Annotated in this window: 15 protein-coding genes; 10 read left to right on the plus strand and 5 right to left on the minus strand. The window is 70.9% G+C overall.

What is annotated here, in order from left to right:
* Positions 1-104: 104 nt before the first annotated feature.
* On the plus strand, positions 105-506 hold the full coding sequence (locus OG992_RS06010) for a YciI family protein (RefSeq protein WP_210781700.1): 402 nt from the start codon (positions 105-107) through the stop codon (positions 504-506).
* The gene (locus OG992_RS06015) at positions 484-1,767 is read left to right on the plus strand and encodes an RNA polymerase sigma factor (RefSeq protein ID WP_266302623.1); all 1,284 of its coding nucleotides are present in this window, start codon (positions 484-486) and stop codon (positions 1,765-1,767) included. Before OG992_RS06010 ends, OG992_RS06015 begins: the two co-directional genes overlap by 23 nt.
* Before the next feature lie 48 nt (positions 1,768-1,815).
* Here OG992_RS06015 and OG992_RS06020 read toward each other — a convergent pair whose 3' ends face one another.
* On the minus strand, positions 1,816-2,916 hold the full coding sequence (locus OG992_RS06020) for a calcium:proton antiporter (RefSeq protein WP_238685827.1): 1,101 nt from the start codon (positions 2,914-2,916) through the stop codon (positions 1,816-1,818).
* 111 nt (positions 2,917-3,027) lie between these two features.
* Here OG992_RS06020 and OG992_RS06025 point away from each other — a divergent pair, with 111 nt between their 5' ends.
* Both OG992_RS06025 and OG992_RS06030 read left to right on the plus strand, forming a co-directional pair.
* On the plus strand, positions 3,028-3,390 hold the full coding sequence (locus OG992_RS06025) for a helix-turn-helix transcriptional regulator (RefSeq protein WP_238685828.1): 363 nt from the start codon (positions 3,028-3,030) through the stop codon (positions 3,388-3,390).
* Positions 3,387-3,890 carry an SRPBCC family protein gene (locus OG992_RS06030; RefSeq protein WP_238685829.1) on the plus strand — a complete coding sequence of 168 codons (504 nt, stop codon included), beginning with the start codon at positions 3,387-3,389 and terminating at the stop codon, positions 3,888-3,890. The genes OG992_RS06025 and OG992_RS06030 overlap by 4 nt, the downstream gene beginning before the upstream one ends.
* Here OG992_RS06030 and mug read toward each other — a convergent pair.
* On the minus strand, positions 3,887-4,456 hold the full coding sequence (gene mug / locus OG992_RS06035; protein WP_266302624.1) for a G/U mismatch-specific DNA glycosylase: 570 nt from the start codon (positions 4,454-4,456) through the stop codon (positions 3,887-3,889). The genes OG992_RS06030 and mug overlap by 4 nt on opposite strands.
* A gap of 62 nt (positions 4,457-4,518) precedes the next feature.
* On the opposite strand from mug, the gene OG992_RS06040 reads away from it, so the two are divergent.
* From OG992_RS06040 to OG992_RS06060, 5 genes are all read left to right on the plus strand, one after another.
* Positions 4,519-5,262 (plus strand): cyclopropane-fatty-acyl-phospholipid synthase family protein, encoded by a 744-nt coding sequence (locus tag OG992_RS06040; RefSeq protein WP_238685831.1) that lies wholly within the window; start codon positions 4,519-4,521, stop codon positions 5,260-5,262.
* Positions 5,263-5,322: 60 nt separating this feature from the next.
* Entirely contained in the window at positions 5,323-6,132 is an 810-nt protein-coding gene (locus OG992_RS06045; RefSeq protein WP_266302625.1) for a CPBP family intramembrane glutamic endopeptidase, read from the plus strand.
* 115 nt (positions 6,133-6,247) lie between these two features.
* Positions 6,248-6,961: an alpha/beta fold hydrolase gene (locus tag OG992_RS06050; protein WP_266302626.1), complete on the plus strand. Its 714-nt coding sequence runs from the start codon at positions 6,248-6,250 to the stop codon at positions 6,959-6,961.
* Positions 6,962-7,413: 452 nt separating this feature from the next.
* On the plus strand, positions 7,414-8,553 hold the full coding sequence (locus OG992_RS06055) for a ThuA domain-containing protein (protein WP_266305163.1): 1,140 nt from the start codon (positions 7,414-7,416) through the stop codon (positions 8,551-8,553).
* 87 nt (positions 8,554-8,640) lie between these two features.
* Positions 8,641-11,472 carry a PQQ-dependent sugar dehydrogenase gene (locus tag OG992_RS06060; RefSeq protein WP_266302627.1) on the plus strand — a complete coding sequence of 944 codons (2,832 nt, stop codon included), beginning with the start codon at positions 8,641-8,643 and terminating at the stop codon, positions 11,470-11,472.
* Positions 11,473-11,516: 44 nt separating this feature from the next.
* On the opposite strand, the gene OG992_RS06065 is transcribed toward OG992_RS06060, so the two are convergent.
* On the minus strand, positions 11,517-12,284 hold the full coding sequence (locus OG992_RS06065) for a helix-turn-helix domain-containing protein (protein WP_238685834.1): 768 nt from the start codon (positions 12,282-12,284) through the stop codon (positions 11,517-11,519).
* A gap of 81 nt (positions 12,285-12,365) precedes the next feature.
* On the opposite strand from OG992_RS06065, the gene OG992_RS06070 reads away from it, so the two are divergent.
* Complete coding sequence (locus OG992_RS06070) at positions 12,366-12,752, plus strand: nuclear transport factor 2 family protein (RefSeq protein ID WP_266302628.1); 387 nt, start codon at positions 12,366-12,368, stop codon at positions 12,750-12,752.
* On the opposite strand, the gene OG992_RS06075 is transcribed toward OG992_RS06070, so the two are convergent.
* Positions 12,749-13,693 carry an acyltransferase domain-containing protein gene (locus OG992_RS06075; RefSeq protein ID WP_266302629.1) on the minus strand — a complete coding sequence of 315 codons (945 nt, stop codon included), beginning with the start codon at positions 13,691-13,693 and terminating at the stop codon, positions 12,749-12,751. The two genes, OG992_RS06070 and OG992_RS06075, sit on opposite strands and share 4 nt — an antisense overlap.
* Positions 13,694-13,722: 29 nt before the next feature.
* Entirely contained in the window at positions 13,723-14,307 is a 585-nt protein-coding gene (locus OG992_RS06080; protein ID WP_266302630.1) for a hypothetical protein, read from the minus strand.
* Positions 14,308-14,354 lie beyond the last annotated feature (47 nt).

Below are 14,354 nucleotides of genomic sequence, written 5' to 3' on the forward strand. Positions count from 1 at the left end.
GGAGGGAGGACCCGGCGTGGGTGGGGTGTCCGGGTGGGGAGTTGGGGTTCGACGTTTCCTGTGGGGCGCCGGGGTGGTGTCCTCGCAGGAGGAGGGGAAGAACCATGAAGTACATGATTTTGCTCTACGGGTCGCAGCAGGACTACGACGTGTTGTCGGGGCGGGCTTCCGACCGGCCGGCGATGTCGGCCGAGCAGATCGCGGCGATGCACAAGCACATGGAGACCTTCCACCAGGCGCTGGCCGAGTCCGGCGAGTTGGTCGACGCCCGGGGCCTGAGCGAGCCGGTGCACGCCCGTCGGGTGCAGGTGCGCGAGGGGGCGCCGGTGGTCACCGACGGCCCGTACCCGGAGACGCAGGAGGTCCTCGCCGGTTACACCATCGTGGAGTGCGCCAGCTTCGACCGGGCCACCGAGATCGCCGCCGGCCTGGTCGACCCGGACGCCCCCGGTGGGTACGTGGACGTGCGGCCGGTGCTCGACGGTGTCGAGGACCTGGCCGGCTGACGCGGTGCCGGAGACTCCCGCCGAGGACCTGCTGCGCGAGCTGGCGCCGCAGGTCCTCGGCGCGCTGGTCCGCCGCTACGGGCACTTCGACACGGCCGAGGACGCGGTGCAGGAGGCGCTGATCGCCGCGGCGGAGGGTTGGCCGCGCGATGGCGTACCGGAGAATCCGCGTGGCTGGCTGATCACCGTGGCGTCCCGTCGGCTGACCGACCTGCTGCGTCGCGAGCAGGCCCGGATGCGGCGGGAGGACACGGTGGCCCGGTGGGTGCTCCCGGAGCAGTGGCGTGCCCCCGCCGCCGACCGTCCGTCGGCGGACGCCGACGACACGCTCATCCTGTTGTTCCTGTGCTGCCACCCGGCGTTGTCGGCGGCGTCGCAGATCGCGCTCACCCTGCGGGCGGTGGGCGGGCTGAGCACCGCCGAGGTGGCGCGTGCGTTCCTGGTGCCGGAGGCGACGATGACCCGGCGGATCAGTCGGGGTAAGCAGCGGATCCGTGACAGTGGGCTGCGGTTCGCGCCGCCCACCGGCCCGGAGCGGGCTGACCGGCTCGCCGCCGTGCTGCACGTGCTCTACCTGATCTTCACGGAGGGGTACGCCCGCACCGCCGGGCCGGGGTTGGTGCGCGCCGACCTGACCGCCGAGGCGATCCGACTGACCCGTCTGGTGCGCCGGCTGGTGCCCGAGGACCCCGAGGTCACCGGGCTGCTCGCGTTGATGCTGCTCACTGATGCCCGAGCGCCGGCGCGGATCGGTCCGAACGGCGAGCTGGTGCCGATGGCCGAGCAGGACCGCTCCCGGTGGCGGGCCGACCAGATCGCCGAGGGGGTCGAGCTGATCACCGGGGCCCTGCCGCGCGGCGTGGTCGGGGCGTACCAGCTCCAGGCGGCCATCGCGGCCGTGCACGACGAGGCGCCCAGCGCGGCGGCCACCGACTGGGCGCAGATCACGGCCCTGTACGAGGTGCTCCTCGGGATGTCCGACAACCCGGTGGTGGCGCTCAACCACGCGGTGGCGGTGGCCATGAGCCGGGGCGCGCCGGCCGGGTTGGCGCTGCTCGCCGACCTGGCCGACGACCCTCGTCTCGCCGACGACCCGCGACTGCCGGCCGCCCGCGCCCACCTGTGGGAGCTGGAGGGTGAGCGGGTCACCGCGCGGGAGGCGTACCGGATGGCGGCGGCGCGCTCGACGAACCTGGCGCAGCAGCGCTACCTGAACGCCCGCGCGGAGCGCCTGGCGGGCGACCCGCCGCCCGCCGGCTGATCCGCAGGGGCCGTGCGGATCAGGGCCGGAGCCGCAGGCCCGTGCGGGTCACGGGCTGGCGGCCAGGAAGACGAAGGCGGCCATCAGCACCAGGTGTACGCCGCCCTGCAGCACGTTGGCCCGGCCGGGCACCACGGTGAGCACGGCGGTCACGGCGGTGAGCGCGAGCAGGGCGAGCTGGGTGCCGCCGAGGCCGAGCAGCAGTGGGCCGTCCAGCCAGATCGAGGCGATCGCTATGGCCGGGATGGTCAGGCCGATGCTGGCCATCGCCGAGCCGAGCGCGAGGTTCAGGCTGATCTGCACGCGGTCGCGGCGGGCGGCGCGGGCGGCGGCCAGGGTTTCCGGCAGCAGCACCAGCAGGGCGATGATCACGCCGACGAAGGCGTGCGGCAGGTTCGCCGCGGCGACACCGGCCTCGATGGTCGGCGAGACGGTCTTGGCGTCGCCGACCACCGCGACCAGCGCCACCAGCAGCAGCCCCAGGCTCATCAGCGCCGCGCGGGTGGTGGGCGGCTTGGCGTGCTCCTCGGCGTCGATCACCTGGCCCCGGCTGTCGACCGGCAGGAAGTAGTCACGGTGTCGGCCGGTCTGCACGAGCACGAACAACCCGTAGAGCGCCAGCGAGGCGACGGCGGCGAAGGCGAGCTGGGCCGGGCTGAACTCCGGGCCTGGCCGGGCGGTGGTGAAGGTCGGGATGACCAGACTCAGGGTGGCCAGGGTGATCACGGTGGCCAGAGCCCCGCCGGTGCCCTCCGGGTTGAACACCGCGACGCGACGGCGCAACGCCCCGAGCAGCAGGGACAGGCCGAGGATCCCGTTACAGGTGATCATGACGGCGGCGAAGACGGTGTCCCGGGCGAGCGACTGGGTCTTCTCCGGCCCGCTGATCATCAGCGTGACGATGAGGGCGACCTCGATCACGGTGACCGCGACGGCGAGCACCAGAGACCCGTACGGCTCCCCCACCCGGTGGGCGACCACCTCCGCGTGGTGCACGGCCGCGAGCACGGCACCCCCCAGCAGCACCGCGACCACCACGATGATCGGGCCGGGCAGGTTCCGCCCCCAGGTCACGATCAACACCAGGACAGCGAGCACGGGTACGGCGAAGGTCCAGTCGGTCAGGCGGGAGCGAAGCAGGGCGGCCATGCCGTACAGGGTGCCAGGTCAGGTGATCATGTGCCCACCATCGACGCATCGGTGCGGGGTGGCGGTGGTCCACAGCGGCAAAACCCGTAACTTATGGGTTACGCTTCAGGGGTGGATGAGGTGGCCGTCGCGATCGCGGACCCGGTACGGCGGCACATCCTGACCATGTTGCGCGCCGAACCCCTCTCCGCCGGCGAGATCGCCAAGCGGTTCACGATCAGCCGACCCGCCATCAGCCGCCACCTGCGGGTGCTGCGCGACAGCGGGTTGGTCCGTGACGAGCTGGTCGGACGGCGGAGGATCTACCGGCTCGACCCGGGCCCGATCGCCCCGCTGCTCGACTGGCTCACCGGGCTCACCACAGTCGACAGGTGGGGCCGGCACCTCGACGCGTTGGAGACCGAGGTCTATCGCACCCGCCGAGAGCGCCGCAGCCGCGGCCCGGCGGAGCACCGAAGGGAGCACACGGCATGACCCGCACACCCGCCGGACGCCTGTTTCAGACCGACACCGGCCACGATCTCGTCCTCACCCGGACCTTCCGCGCTCCGGCGGCGGACGTCTGGGCCAGCCTGACCGAGCCGGAGCGTACGGCCCGCTGGTTCGGCCCGTGGGAGGGCGACGCCGGGCCCGGACGGACCATCCGGGTCCAGATGGCGTACGAGGAGCAGCAGCCCTGGTGCGAGATGCGCATCGACGCGTGCGAACCGCAGCAGCGCCTCGCCGTGTCGATGGTCGACGACTACGGCAGCTGGCTGCTGGAGCTGTCGCTGACCGAGACCGACGGCACCACCGAGCTGCGGTTCGTCCAGCACCTCACCAGCGTGGAGGGCATCGCCGAGGTCGGCGCCGGCTGGGAGTACTACCTGGACCTGCTCGTCGCCTCCCGGGACGGTTCGCCCCGCCCGGAGTTCGACGACTACCACCCGGCGATGCAGCCCTACTACCAGGGGCTGGTCGCCACGGCCGGCTAGGGATCGAGGGCCCGCCGCAGCTTGGCGAACTCGGCGGTCAACGCCGGCAGCGGGAAGTGCGCGTTCAGGCCGCTGGGGTTCGGCAGCACCCAGACCCGGGCCGGCCCCAGCCGGTCCGGTCGCGGGCCCAGCGCCGCCTGCGGTCGGGCGAAGGCGATCCGGTACGCGGTCACCCCGAGGATCGCCACCCAGCGCGGCCGGTATCGCTCGGCCTTCACCGCCAACCCGGTCACACCGGCCACCAGTTCCTCCGGGGTCAGCTCGGCGGCGCGGGCGGTGGCCCGGTTACTCAGGCTGGTGATGCCCAGGCCCTGCCGCAGCAGCTCGTCGCGTTCCCACGAGTGCAGCTGGCGGTCGGTGAACCCGGCTCCGTGCAGGGCTGGCCAGAATCGGCTGCCCCGGCGGGCGAACGGCTCCCCCACGGCGGCCGAGTAGAGGCCCGGGTTGTAGCCGCAGAACAGCACGCGCAGCCCGGGTCCGATGATGTCCGGCAGACCTCGGCCGGCCGCCACCGCCACCTCCTGCGGGGTCGGCCGTCGCGCCGGCCCCGCACGCTCCGCGTCCATCCCACCGATCCTGCCGTAAGCCCCGGTGCCGGACCCGACACACGGCTTGGGACCCTCAACGGATGCAGTCAACCGACCACCTCGCCGCCAGCCGTTACTCGCGGATGCGCTGGAACACTCCGCTCTCGCCGGAGCACGCCGCGTTGCTGCTGCAACGGCTCGACGTCCGCCCCGGCGCGCGTGTGCTCGACCTCGGCTGCGGCTGGGGTGAGCTGCTGCTGCGGGCGGTCGCCGCCGGCGGTGTCTCCGGCCCGGTCGCGACGCGCGGCGTCGGCGTCGACACCGACGAGGCAGCGCTCGCCCGAGGACGGCGGCTGGCCGCGGGGCGGTCACTGAACCGGCACGTCGCCTTCGTGATGGGGGAAGCGGCGGCCTGGCAGGAGCCGGCCGACCGGGTTCTCTGCATCGGCTCGGCACACGCCTTCGGGGGCACCGAGGCCGCCCTCGACGCCCTCGGCGCAGTGGTCCGGCCCGGTGGGCGGCTGCTGTTCGGTGACGCGTACTGGGAGCGATCCCCCAGCACGGAGATCGCCGAGGTCTTCGGCCCGGAGGTGCCGACCCTTGCCGGGCTGGTCGAGGCCGCCCGCGAGCGGGGCTGGCGGTTGCTGCACCTGAGCACCGCCGACCAGCGGGAATGGGACGACTTCGAGTCCACCTGGCTCGCCGGCCGGCAGGAGTGGCTGCTGGCGTATCCGGAGGATCCCCGTGCGCCGGAGGTCCGGGCGGAACTCGACGACCGGTTGCGCCAGTACGTCGGCGGTTACCGGGGTGTCCTCGGCCTCGGTTACCTCGTCCTCGGCCGCTGACCGTCCGCAGTTGACGCCGCTGACCGTCCGCAGTTGACGCCGCTGGCTACGCTGCGCGTGGTGAGCGCCGGATCTCGTCTCGCCCTGCCCTGGCGGATCCTCGTCGTGGCCACCGCCGCCGTGCTGGTGTGGTTGTTCCTGGGCGTCCTGCTCGATCGTGACTACGACCGGCCCACCCATGCGATCGGGGCTGTCCTCACCACAGTTGTCGTCGTACCCCTGGTGGTCGTCGCCCGTCGCGTCCTGGACCGGCGGCCGTGGGCCGGCCTCGGGTTGCCGTCGCTGCGCGCCGGCTGGCGGCGTCTGCTGTTCGGCATGGCCTGCTGGCTCGTGCCCGCCGCGGTGGGGTTCGCGCTCTGCCTCGGTCTCGGCTGGGTTGAGATCAGTGTCCGGACGTCCGTCGGGGACGTGCTGCGGGTGGCGGCGCTGCTGGTCGTGCTGGTCTTCCTGAAGGAGGCGCTGCCAGAGGAGCTGATCTTCCGCGGGTACCTGCAACACAACCTCGCCACCCGGCTGCCCGCCTGGCAGGCCGCCGTCGGACAGGCGGTGCTGTTCACAGTGTTCGGGTTCCTCGTCGGGTCGGCGAGATCCGTCGACCGACTGGCGCTCTTCTTCGTCTTCGCGCTGCTGCTGGGCGCCTTCCGCGCCGCCACCGGCGACATCTGGGCCGGCATCGGCCTGCACGTCGCGTTCCAAACTGTCGCTCAGCTGTTCGGCGACGTCGGGGCGGTCTTCGACGTGGTCGGCGCGGACGTCCTGGGCGTGGTGGCCATGGGGGCCATCCCGTTCACAGTCAGCTGGTTGGTCCTGCGACACCACTACCGGGACCGCCTGAACTGGCGCGCCCTCGCACCCGAGCCGGCGCGTTGAAGGGCTGAAGCCTGGGCGTTTGACCCACCGCCCCGACCGGCGTGGGGAAGAGTGGCGGGCGAGAGCTGTCGTCGACCAGCGAGCGACGGCACGGCGTCGTGCGGAGGTTCTTCGGATGAGCGACACGTCTTCGGCCACGCCCGTTCGCAACGTGGTCCTGGTCCACGGCGCGTACGCCGACGGCTCGTCCTGGTCCGACGTCATCCCGCTGCTACAGCGGGCCGGGCTGACGGTCACCGCGGTGCAGAACCCGCTGACCTCCCTGGCCGACGACGTCGCGGCCACCAACCGCGCCCTCGACCGCCAGGACGGCCCGACGGTGCTGGTGGGCCATTCCTGGGCCGGCACGATCATCAGCGAGGCCGGCAACCACCCGAGGGTCACCGCCCTGGTGTACGTGGCGGCCCGCGCGCCGGACGCCGGCGAGGACTACAACGCGCTCGCGGCGAAATATCCCACGCCGCCGGCGAACGCCGGCCTCGTGCACCACGACGGGTACGCGCAGCTCAGCGAGAGCGCCTTCCTGGCCGACTTCGCCGGTGGAATCGAGGAGGCCCGCGCCCGCGCCCTGTACGCGGTGCAGGGTCCGATCGCCAAGGACCTCTTCCAGGGCCGCACGACCACGGCCGCCTGGCGGGATCGGCAGTGCTTTTACTCGATCTCCACTCGGGACCGCACTACAGCGCCGGAGCTGGAGCGGTTTCTGGCCGATCGGATGAACGCCACGACCATCGAGGTCGAATCATCGCATCTGGCCATGGTCACGCACCCGGAGACGATCGCCGACCTCATCCTGATGGCGACCCGCGGCACCCGCAGTCCCGCGTAGGGCCGCAGCGGTCGGACGCGCGACGGCCAGCCGGCAGCGCCACGAGGTGCCCGGCGAGCCGTTCTCGATCTTCGTCGGTGGCCATACACCGACCATACGTCATACGTCTCACCTCAGCAGTGCCGTCGGCCGTGCGCGGGCGCGCTCGGCCCGAGGCGCCTGGGCTTGACGGGGCGTAGACATCGGAGGTTTACTGCGTCAACGATGCCAGTCGATGAATTCTGATCGTCCAATGTGGGTGGTCTCCGTCATCGGCTGGTTTCAGCAAGCCCACCCCCGCACCCCCACCATCCCGCACCACCTCAGCCGAGCATCGGCGGCCCGGCTTCCGCACCACCGCCATCGCGGCCCCGGCCTGCCCGTGTGCACAGCCTGAGGTCGACGCTCAGCAGAGGAGCAAGACCATGCGTTCCCGTCCCCGCCTGTTGGCACTCGTCACCGGCCTGGCCGTCATGCTGGCCAGCCTGGTCGCACTGCCGACCCCCGCCTCGGCGGCACCCCTGACCAAGGTCCTGGTGTTCAGCAAGACCGCCGGCTTCCGGCACTCGTCCATCCCCAACGGCATCGCCGCGATCCAGCAGCTCGGCTCGGCCAACGGCTTCACAGTGACCTCGACCGAGGACGCCGCCCAGTTCACCACCTCCAACCTGGCCCAGTACCAGGCGGTGGTCTTCATGTCGACCACCGGCGACGTCCTCAACGCCAGCCAGCAGAGCGCGTTCGAGTCGTACATCGCCGCCGGTGGTGGCTACGTCGGCGTGCACGCCGCAGCCGACACCGAGTACAGCTGGCCGTGGTACGGCTCGCTGGTCGGAGCATGGTTCGACTCGCACCCGGCGATCCAGAACGCCACGGTGAAGATCGAGGACCAGACCAACCCCTCGACCGCCCACCTCGGCACCACCTGGGTCCGCTCCGACGAGTGGTACAACTACCGCACCAACCCCCGGTCCAGCGCCCGGGTGCTGGCCAGCCTCGACGAGTCGTCCTACAGCGGCGGCAACATGAGCGGCGACCACCCGATCACCTGGTGCAAGGCGTACGGCGGCGGGCGTGCCTGGTACACGGGCCTCGGCCACACCGAGGCGTCGTACACCGACCCGAACTTCACCCGGATGCTGCTCGGCGGCCTCCAGGTCGCCGCGGGCTCCGTGACTGCCGACTGCTCGCCGCGCACCACGACCCCGCCTCCCACCGCCAGCGGCTCCACCCTGCGGTCCCGCGCCAACAACCAGTACGTCAGCTCCCCCAACGCCACCACCGCGCTGATCGCCAACAAGACCTCGGTGGGCACCACCGAGCGGTTCGACCTGGTGAATCTCGCCAACGGCAACGTGGCGCTGCGCGCCAAGGGCAACGGGCAGTTCGTCGCCGCCGAGAACGCCGGTGCCGCCGCGCTGATCGCCAACCGGGCCACCGCCGGCTCCTGGGAGACCTTCCAGCTGGTCCGTAACTCCGACGGCACGGTGAGCCTGCGGGCCACCGTGAACAACCGTTACGTCGCCGCTGACAACGGTGGCGGGTCCCCGCTGATCGCCAACCGGACCTCCATCGGTCAGTGGGAGAAGTTCGACCTGGTCACCACCAACTGACCTGGTCCCCCCGCTCGTCTCCACCACCCCACCTGGTCGTGGTGCGCCCCCGCGCGCCCGTCCACCGGTCGTCGAGAAAGGACGATCATGCTCTCGTACCCCCGGCGCTGGCCCCGGGCGCTCTTCGCGGCGGTCCTCACCGTCGCGAGCGCGGCCCTCGCTGTGGCTGCACCGTCCACCGCCCAGGCGGCGGTGATCCCCGCCTCCGACTATCAGCAGGTCAAGCTCGCCACCGGCTCGGGCGAACTCGGTGAGGCCATGTCCCTGGCCGTCCTGCCGAACCGCTCGGTGCTGCACACCGCTCGCAACGGTGTCCTGCGGGTGACCGACGTGGCCGGCAACACCAAGGTCTCCGGCACCCTGTCGGTCTACACCCACGACGAGGAGGGGTTGCAGGGCGTCGCCGTCGACCCCAACTTCGCCAGCAACCGGTGGGTCTACCTGTACTACTCCCCCACGCTGAGCACCCCGTCCGGAGACGCCCCGACCACCGGCTCACAGTCTGACTGGGACCGGTGGAAGGGGCATCTGCGGTTGTCGCGGTTCACTCTCAACAGCGACGACACGCTCAACCTGGGCACCGAGAAGATCGTGCTTCAGGTCGCCAACGACCGTGGGCAGTGCTGCCACGTCGGCGGTGACCTGGACTTCGACGCCGCCGGTAACCTGTACCTGACCACCGGCGACGACACCAACCCGTTCGAGTCGTCCGGCTACGCGCCACTTGACGAACGGACCAACCGCAACCCGCAGTTCGACGCCCAACGCTCGGCGGGCAACACCAACGACCTGCGGGGCAAGGTGCTGCGGATCAAACCGCAGGCGGACGGCACGTACACGATCCCGTCGGGCAACATGTTCGCGCCCGGCACCTCGGGCACCCGCCCGGAGATCTACGCGATGGGTCTGCGCAACCCGTTCCGGATGAGCGTCGACAAGGCGACCGGTGTCGTCTACCTCGGGGACTACGGCCCCGACGCCGGGTCCACGAACTCGAGCCGTGGCCCCTCCGGTCAGGTCGAGTTCAACCGCATCGCGGCGCCCGGTAACTACGGCTGGCCGTACTGCACCGGCAGCAACACCAGCACGGAAACATACAATGAATACACCTTCCCGTCCGGGCCGTCGCAGTCCAAGTACAACTGCTCGGGTGGGCCGACCAACAACTCGTTCCGCAACACCGGGCTCGGCACGCTGCCTGCGGCGAAGCCGGCCTGGATCAAGTACGCGGGCGACTCCGGTTCACCGTCGGAGTTCGGCAGCGGCTCGGAGTCGCCGATGGGTGGGCCGGTCTACCGGTACGATGCCTCGCTCAACTCCAGCATCAAGTTCCCGGCCTCGCTGAACGGTCAGTTCTTCGCCGGTGAGTACGGCCGCCGCTGGATCAAGGCCATCGCTGTCAACTCCGACGGCTCGCGCGGGGAGATCTCCAACTTCCCGTGGACCGGCACCCAGGTCATGGACATGACCTTCGGCCCGGACGGCGCCCTGTACGTGCTGGACTACGGCACCGGCTCGAACAACCAGGCGCTCTTCCGGATCGAGTACATCGGTGGTGGCAACCGCAGCCCGATCGCTGTCGCCTCGGCGAACCCCACGTCGGGGGCCAACCCGTTGACCGTCAACTTCTCGTCGGCCGGCAGCTCCGACCCCGAGGGTGGCGCGCTCAGCTACCTGTGGACCTTCGGCGACGGCACCACGTCGACGGCGGCCAACCCCACCAAGACGTACACCACGAACGGCTCGTACAGCCCCACCCTGAAGGTCACCGACCCGACCGGCCTGTCCGGCACGGCGAGCCTGATCGTCACAGTGGGCAACACCGCACCCACGGTGTCCCTCACCGCGCCCACCGACGGCCAGCTGTTCACCTTCGGTGACACCGTGCCGTACCAGATCTCGGTGAGCGACCCGCAGGACGGCACCATCGACTGCTCCAAGGTGAGCCTGACGTACGCGCTGGGCCACGACAGCCACGCCCACCAGATCACCTCGAAGACCGGGTGCAGCGGCACGATCACCGTCCCGACCGACGGTGAGCACGACTCGGCGGCCAACATCTACGGGGTCTTCGACGCCGCGTACACCGACAACGGTGGGCTCACCACGCACAGCATCAAGACGCTGCAACCGAAACACCGTCAGGGTGAGCACTTCAGCGCCCAGTCCGGTGTCCAGGCCACCGACCACACCAATGCCGAGGGTGGCCGCACGGCCGGGTTCATCGAGAACAACGACTGGATCTCCTACCAGCCGTACAACCTGTCCAACGCGAACCGGTTCACCGCGCGGGTCTCGTCGGCCGGTGCCGGCGGCACCATCGAGGTTCGCGCAGGGTCGGCCACCGGGTCCCTGCTGGGCACCGCCACGGTGCCGGTGACCGGTAGCTGGGAGACGTTCGTCGACGTCTCCACCGCCATCAGCAACCCGCCGAGCGCGTCGACCACTCTGTACCTGGTCTTCAAGGGTGGCTCGGGCAACCTGTTCGACGTCGACGCGTTCACCTTCACCACCGGTACCAGCACCCCCAGCGGAGGGATCACGCTGCGGGCGCAGGTCAACAACCAGTACGTGTCGGCCGTCGGCACCAACCCGCTGATCGCCAACAAGGCGAGCGTCTCGACGTCCGAGCAGTTCGATCGGGTGGACGCCGGCAACGGCAACATCGCCCTGCGGTCGCGCGCCAACGGGCTGTACGTCTGCGCCGACAACGCCGGCGCCAATCCGTTGATCGCAAACCGCACGACGATCGGACCATGGGAGACGTTCCAGATCATCAACAACTCCGACGGGACTGTCGGTCTGCGGGCTCTGGCCAACAACCAGATCGTGGCCGCCGAGAACGCCGGGGCCGGATCACTGATCGCCAACCGGACGTCGGTCGGGTCCTGGGAGAGGTTCGTCCTGACCACCGGCTGATCAGCATGTGATGGGCCCGGCCTGGGCGGTTACCAGGCCGGGCCCTACCGTGTGAAGTAGGCGGCGCTCTGCTGGTCCGCGGGGTAGTAGGACTCGACAGCGATCTCCTCGACGGTGATGTCCATCGGGGTGCCGAACGTGGTGATGGTCGAGAACAGCCGCAGCTCGCGTCCACCGATCCGCAGGATCATCGGGATCACCACGTCGGCGTCGACCCGTTCGTCCGGCGGCTCCTGGGGCAGCGGGCTCAGCAGTTCTTCGTAGAGCGCCGTGAGTTCCGGGTCGGGCGCGGCGGCGAGTTGGCGCGAGATCCGGCTGCGGAACACCGCCCGTACGTCGGCCAGGTTGACGACCAGAGGGGCGAGCCCGCGCGGGTGCAGGCCCAGCCGAACCAGGTTGACCGGTGGCCGCAACAGGTCGGGTGCCGCGTAGGCGAAGAACGGGTCGACCGCGCGGTTGGTCAGCACGATGTTCCACCGGCGGTCGAAGACCAGCGCCGGATACGGCTCGTGCGCCCGGAGCACCCTGCGGACCGCGTCGAGGGCACCCGACAGGGCGGCGTCGTCGAGCGGGCGCTGCGCGTACCGGGGCGCGAATCCGGCGGCGAGCAACAGCTGGTTGCGATCACGCAGTGGCACGTGGAGCTGCTCGGCGAGCCGGAGGACCATGTCGGCGCTCGGCGTGGACTTGCCGGTCTCGACCAGGCTGACGTGCCGAGCCGAGACATCCGCGGCGATCGCCAGGTCGAGTTGGCTGAGCCCTCGACGCTTGCGCCACTGGCGCAGGAGTTCCCCGACCGCATACACGATCATGAGCCTACTCAACGTCGCCCGGGACGCCATGAAGTGCGATGTCATCGACAAGCGCACGAGGCCGGGGAAACACTTGCGGCCATGACCACCGAGAACAAGAGCATCGTCGGGCGGGCGTTGGCGGGGCTGGTCGACACCGGCGACGTCGACACGCTCGCGTCGTACCTGAGCGAGGACTTCACCCATCACCGGTCGGATTCGACGACCTCGACCAGAGCGCAGTGGCTCGCCGCGGTCCGCGCCGCGCTGGGCCCGACCGCCGGCATGCGGGTCGACATCCTGCACCTACTGGCCGACGGTGACAACGTCGTGGTGCACTCGCGACGCCGACTCCCCGACGGAGGGCCGGAGATCGTGGTCGTCGACATCCTGCGGGTCGCCGACGGACTGATCGCGGAGGTGTGGGAAGTCATCGAACCGGCGGCCCACACCGCCGCCAACGGCGCCTGGTGGCACGCGGGTGCCTAGATCGGGAAGCGGCCGTGGCGCCAGTGCCAGTGGCCGCCGGCCCGGAGGTGGTCGATGATCGCGCGTTGGAGCACCGTGCGGCGCGGCAGCTCGTCGAGCGGCGTGGTCAGGGTCCGGAACCCGAACCGCAACACCTCGATGTCGGCGTCCGGCCCCGCCGACTCGTCGTAGGGCGCCAGCTCGAACCGGCGCTGGAACCGCACGATGTTGGAGTCCTCCGGAAGGTACTGCCGCAGTTGCGGGTCGAGCAGCCACGAGGCGCAGGAGAACGCGGTGTAGCGCTCGTCGGGGAAATGCCTGGGGAAGAACGCGCGGGCCTCGTCGAGGGACGCCTCGACCGCCTCCGGGGTCAACGGCCCCGAATCGGGGACGTGCAGGCCGATGGCGCCGTCGCCACGCTGGTGCTGTAGCCGGCCCAGCTCGTAGACGCTGCCGCGTGAGTGCAGCGTCAGCCAGCTCTGCATGATCGGCCAGCCCTCGCCGCGCATCCGCCGGTCGATGGCGAGGTTGCGGCCCAGGTCGGCCAGGGTCACCCAGGTCACGGCGTCGGGGATGCCGTGGTCGCTGTGGTACCCGCGCACCACGTCGACCAAAGCCAGGTACGCGTACACGTAGAGATGGCGCCAGGCGGGGCCTCGCTCTCGGGGCAGCTCCGGGCCGGGCGACAGCCAGTCGTGGCCCGCGAGGTCGGCGCGGACCAGGGCGGTCGAGCGGTCGAGCAGCCAGCGCAGCTCCGGAGTCCAGAGCGGGGAGTCGGGGTCGGGCCAGCCCGCCATGATCTCGGCGGCGTCGTCCGGCGGCACGGCGAGCTGGTCGAGGAGCGCGGGCGCGTCGGCCTTGGCTGGCAACGGAGCTGACGGCCCGTCACCGGCGAGCCGGTGCACGCGGTCGACCTCCTCGACGGGCACCCCGAGCCGGGCGGCGGTGTCGTCCAGATCCACGCCGACGACCATACCGGCCGACGGGCTTCTCAGGAGTCCGCCGGCACCCCGGCGTCGAGCTGCCCGATCATCGGCGCGAGGAGGTCGTTGAGCTCCCGGGCCAGCACTGCCACGGCCCGGCGCGCCGCCGCGGCGACCTCGTCGTCCGGACCGTCCGGCGTCGGCGGCAGGTCGTCGAGCGGGACCGGCGCCTCCACCTGGAGCAACGCGCGTAGATGCGGGCGGCGCGTCTGGTCCTGCTCGGTGGGTGTGGTGAACTGGCCGAACATCTGGGGCCAGTTCTGCCAACCACGGTCGCGCTGCCACTGCTTGGTCCAGGTCAGCTCGGCCGGCCAGCGGGAGGCCACTGTCACCGCGCAGACCAGGCTGCCGTCCCACGGGCTGCGCGCGCAGGTCGCCGAGATGATCCGCCGATGCCACCGGACGAAGCCCGGCGACAGCTCGGTGGCCAGCCGCCAGGCGGTCACCGCGAACGCCACGGGCGCGAAGTCACCCCAGGTGTCGGCGAACTCGTCGATCCGACGAAACACCTCGGCCTCGTACCGGCCGCTCCCGTCGGTGCCGTGCTCGCGGTCGAACTGCTCGTCCAGCCAGAAGGCGCGCGGTTCCGGCATCCTCATCCCCGTTTCACAGCGGCGGTGTTCCGTACCTCGAACCTAGG

Origin of the sequence: Micromonospora sp. NBC_00362 (assembly GCF_026342155.1) — a bacterium.
In the GTDB taxonomy this organism is placed as follows: Bacteria; Actinomycetota; Actinomycetes; order Mycobacteriales; family Micromonosporaceae; genus Micromonospora; species Micromonospora hortensis.

Bases quoted from the DNA above. Each gene is read 5' to 3' on its own strand.
- OG992_RS06050 (WP_266302626.1), top strand. From the start codon at position 6,248: ATGAGCGACACGTCTTCGGCCACGCCCGTTCGCAACGTGGTCCTGGTC.
- OG992_RS06010 (WP_210781700.1), top strand. From the start codon at position 105: ATGAAGTACATGATTTTGCTCTACGGGTCGCAGCAGGACTACGACGTG.
- OG992_RS06030 (WP_238685829.1), top strand. From the start codon at position 3,387: ATGACCCGCACACCCGCCGGACGCCTGTTTCAGACCGACACCGGCCAC.
- mug (WP_266302624.1), bottom strand. From the start codon at position 4,456: ATGGACGCGGAGCGTGCGGGGCCGGCGCGACGGCCGACCCCGCAGGAG.
- OG992_RS06080 (WP_266302630.1), bottom strand. From the start codon at position 14,307: ATGCCGGAACCGCGCGCCTTCTGGCTGGACGAGCAGTTCGACCGCGAG.
- OG992_RS06055 (WP_266305163.1), top strand. From the start codon at position 7,414: ATGCTGGCCAGCCTGGTCGCACTGCCGACCCCCGCCTCGGCGGCACCC.
- OG992_RS06070 (WP_266302628.1), top strand. From the start codon at position 12,366: ATGACCACCGAGAACAAGAGCATCGTCGGGCGGGCGTTGGCGGGGCTG.
- OG992_RS06060 (WP_266302627.1), top strand. From the start codon at position 8,641: ATGCTCTCGTACCCCCGGCGCTGGCCCCGGGCGCTCTTCGCGGCGGTC.
- OG992_RS06020 (WP_238685827.1), bottom strand. From the start codon at position 2,916: ATGGCCGCCCTGCTTCGCTCCCGCCTGACCGACTGGACCTTCGCCGTA.
- OG992_RS06065 (WP_238685834.1), bottom strand. From the start codon at position 12,284: ATGATCGTGTATGCGGTCGGGGAACTCCTGCGCCAGTGGCGCAAGCGT.
- OG992_RS06040 (WP_238685831.1), top strand. From the start codon at position 4,519: ATGCAGTCAACCGACCACCTCGCCGCCAGCCGTTACTCGCGGATGCGC.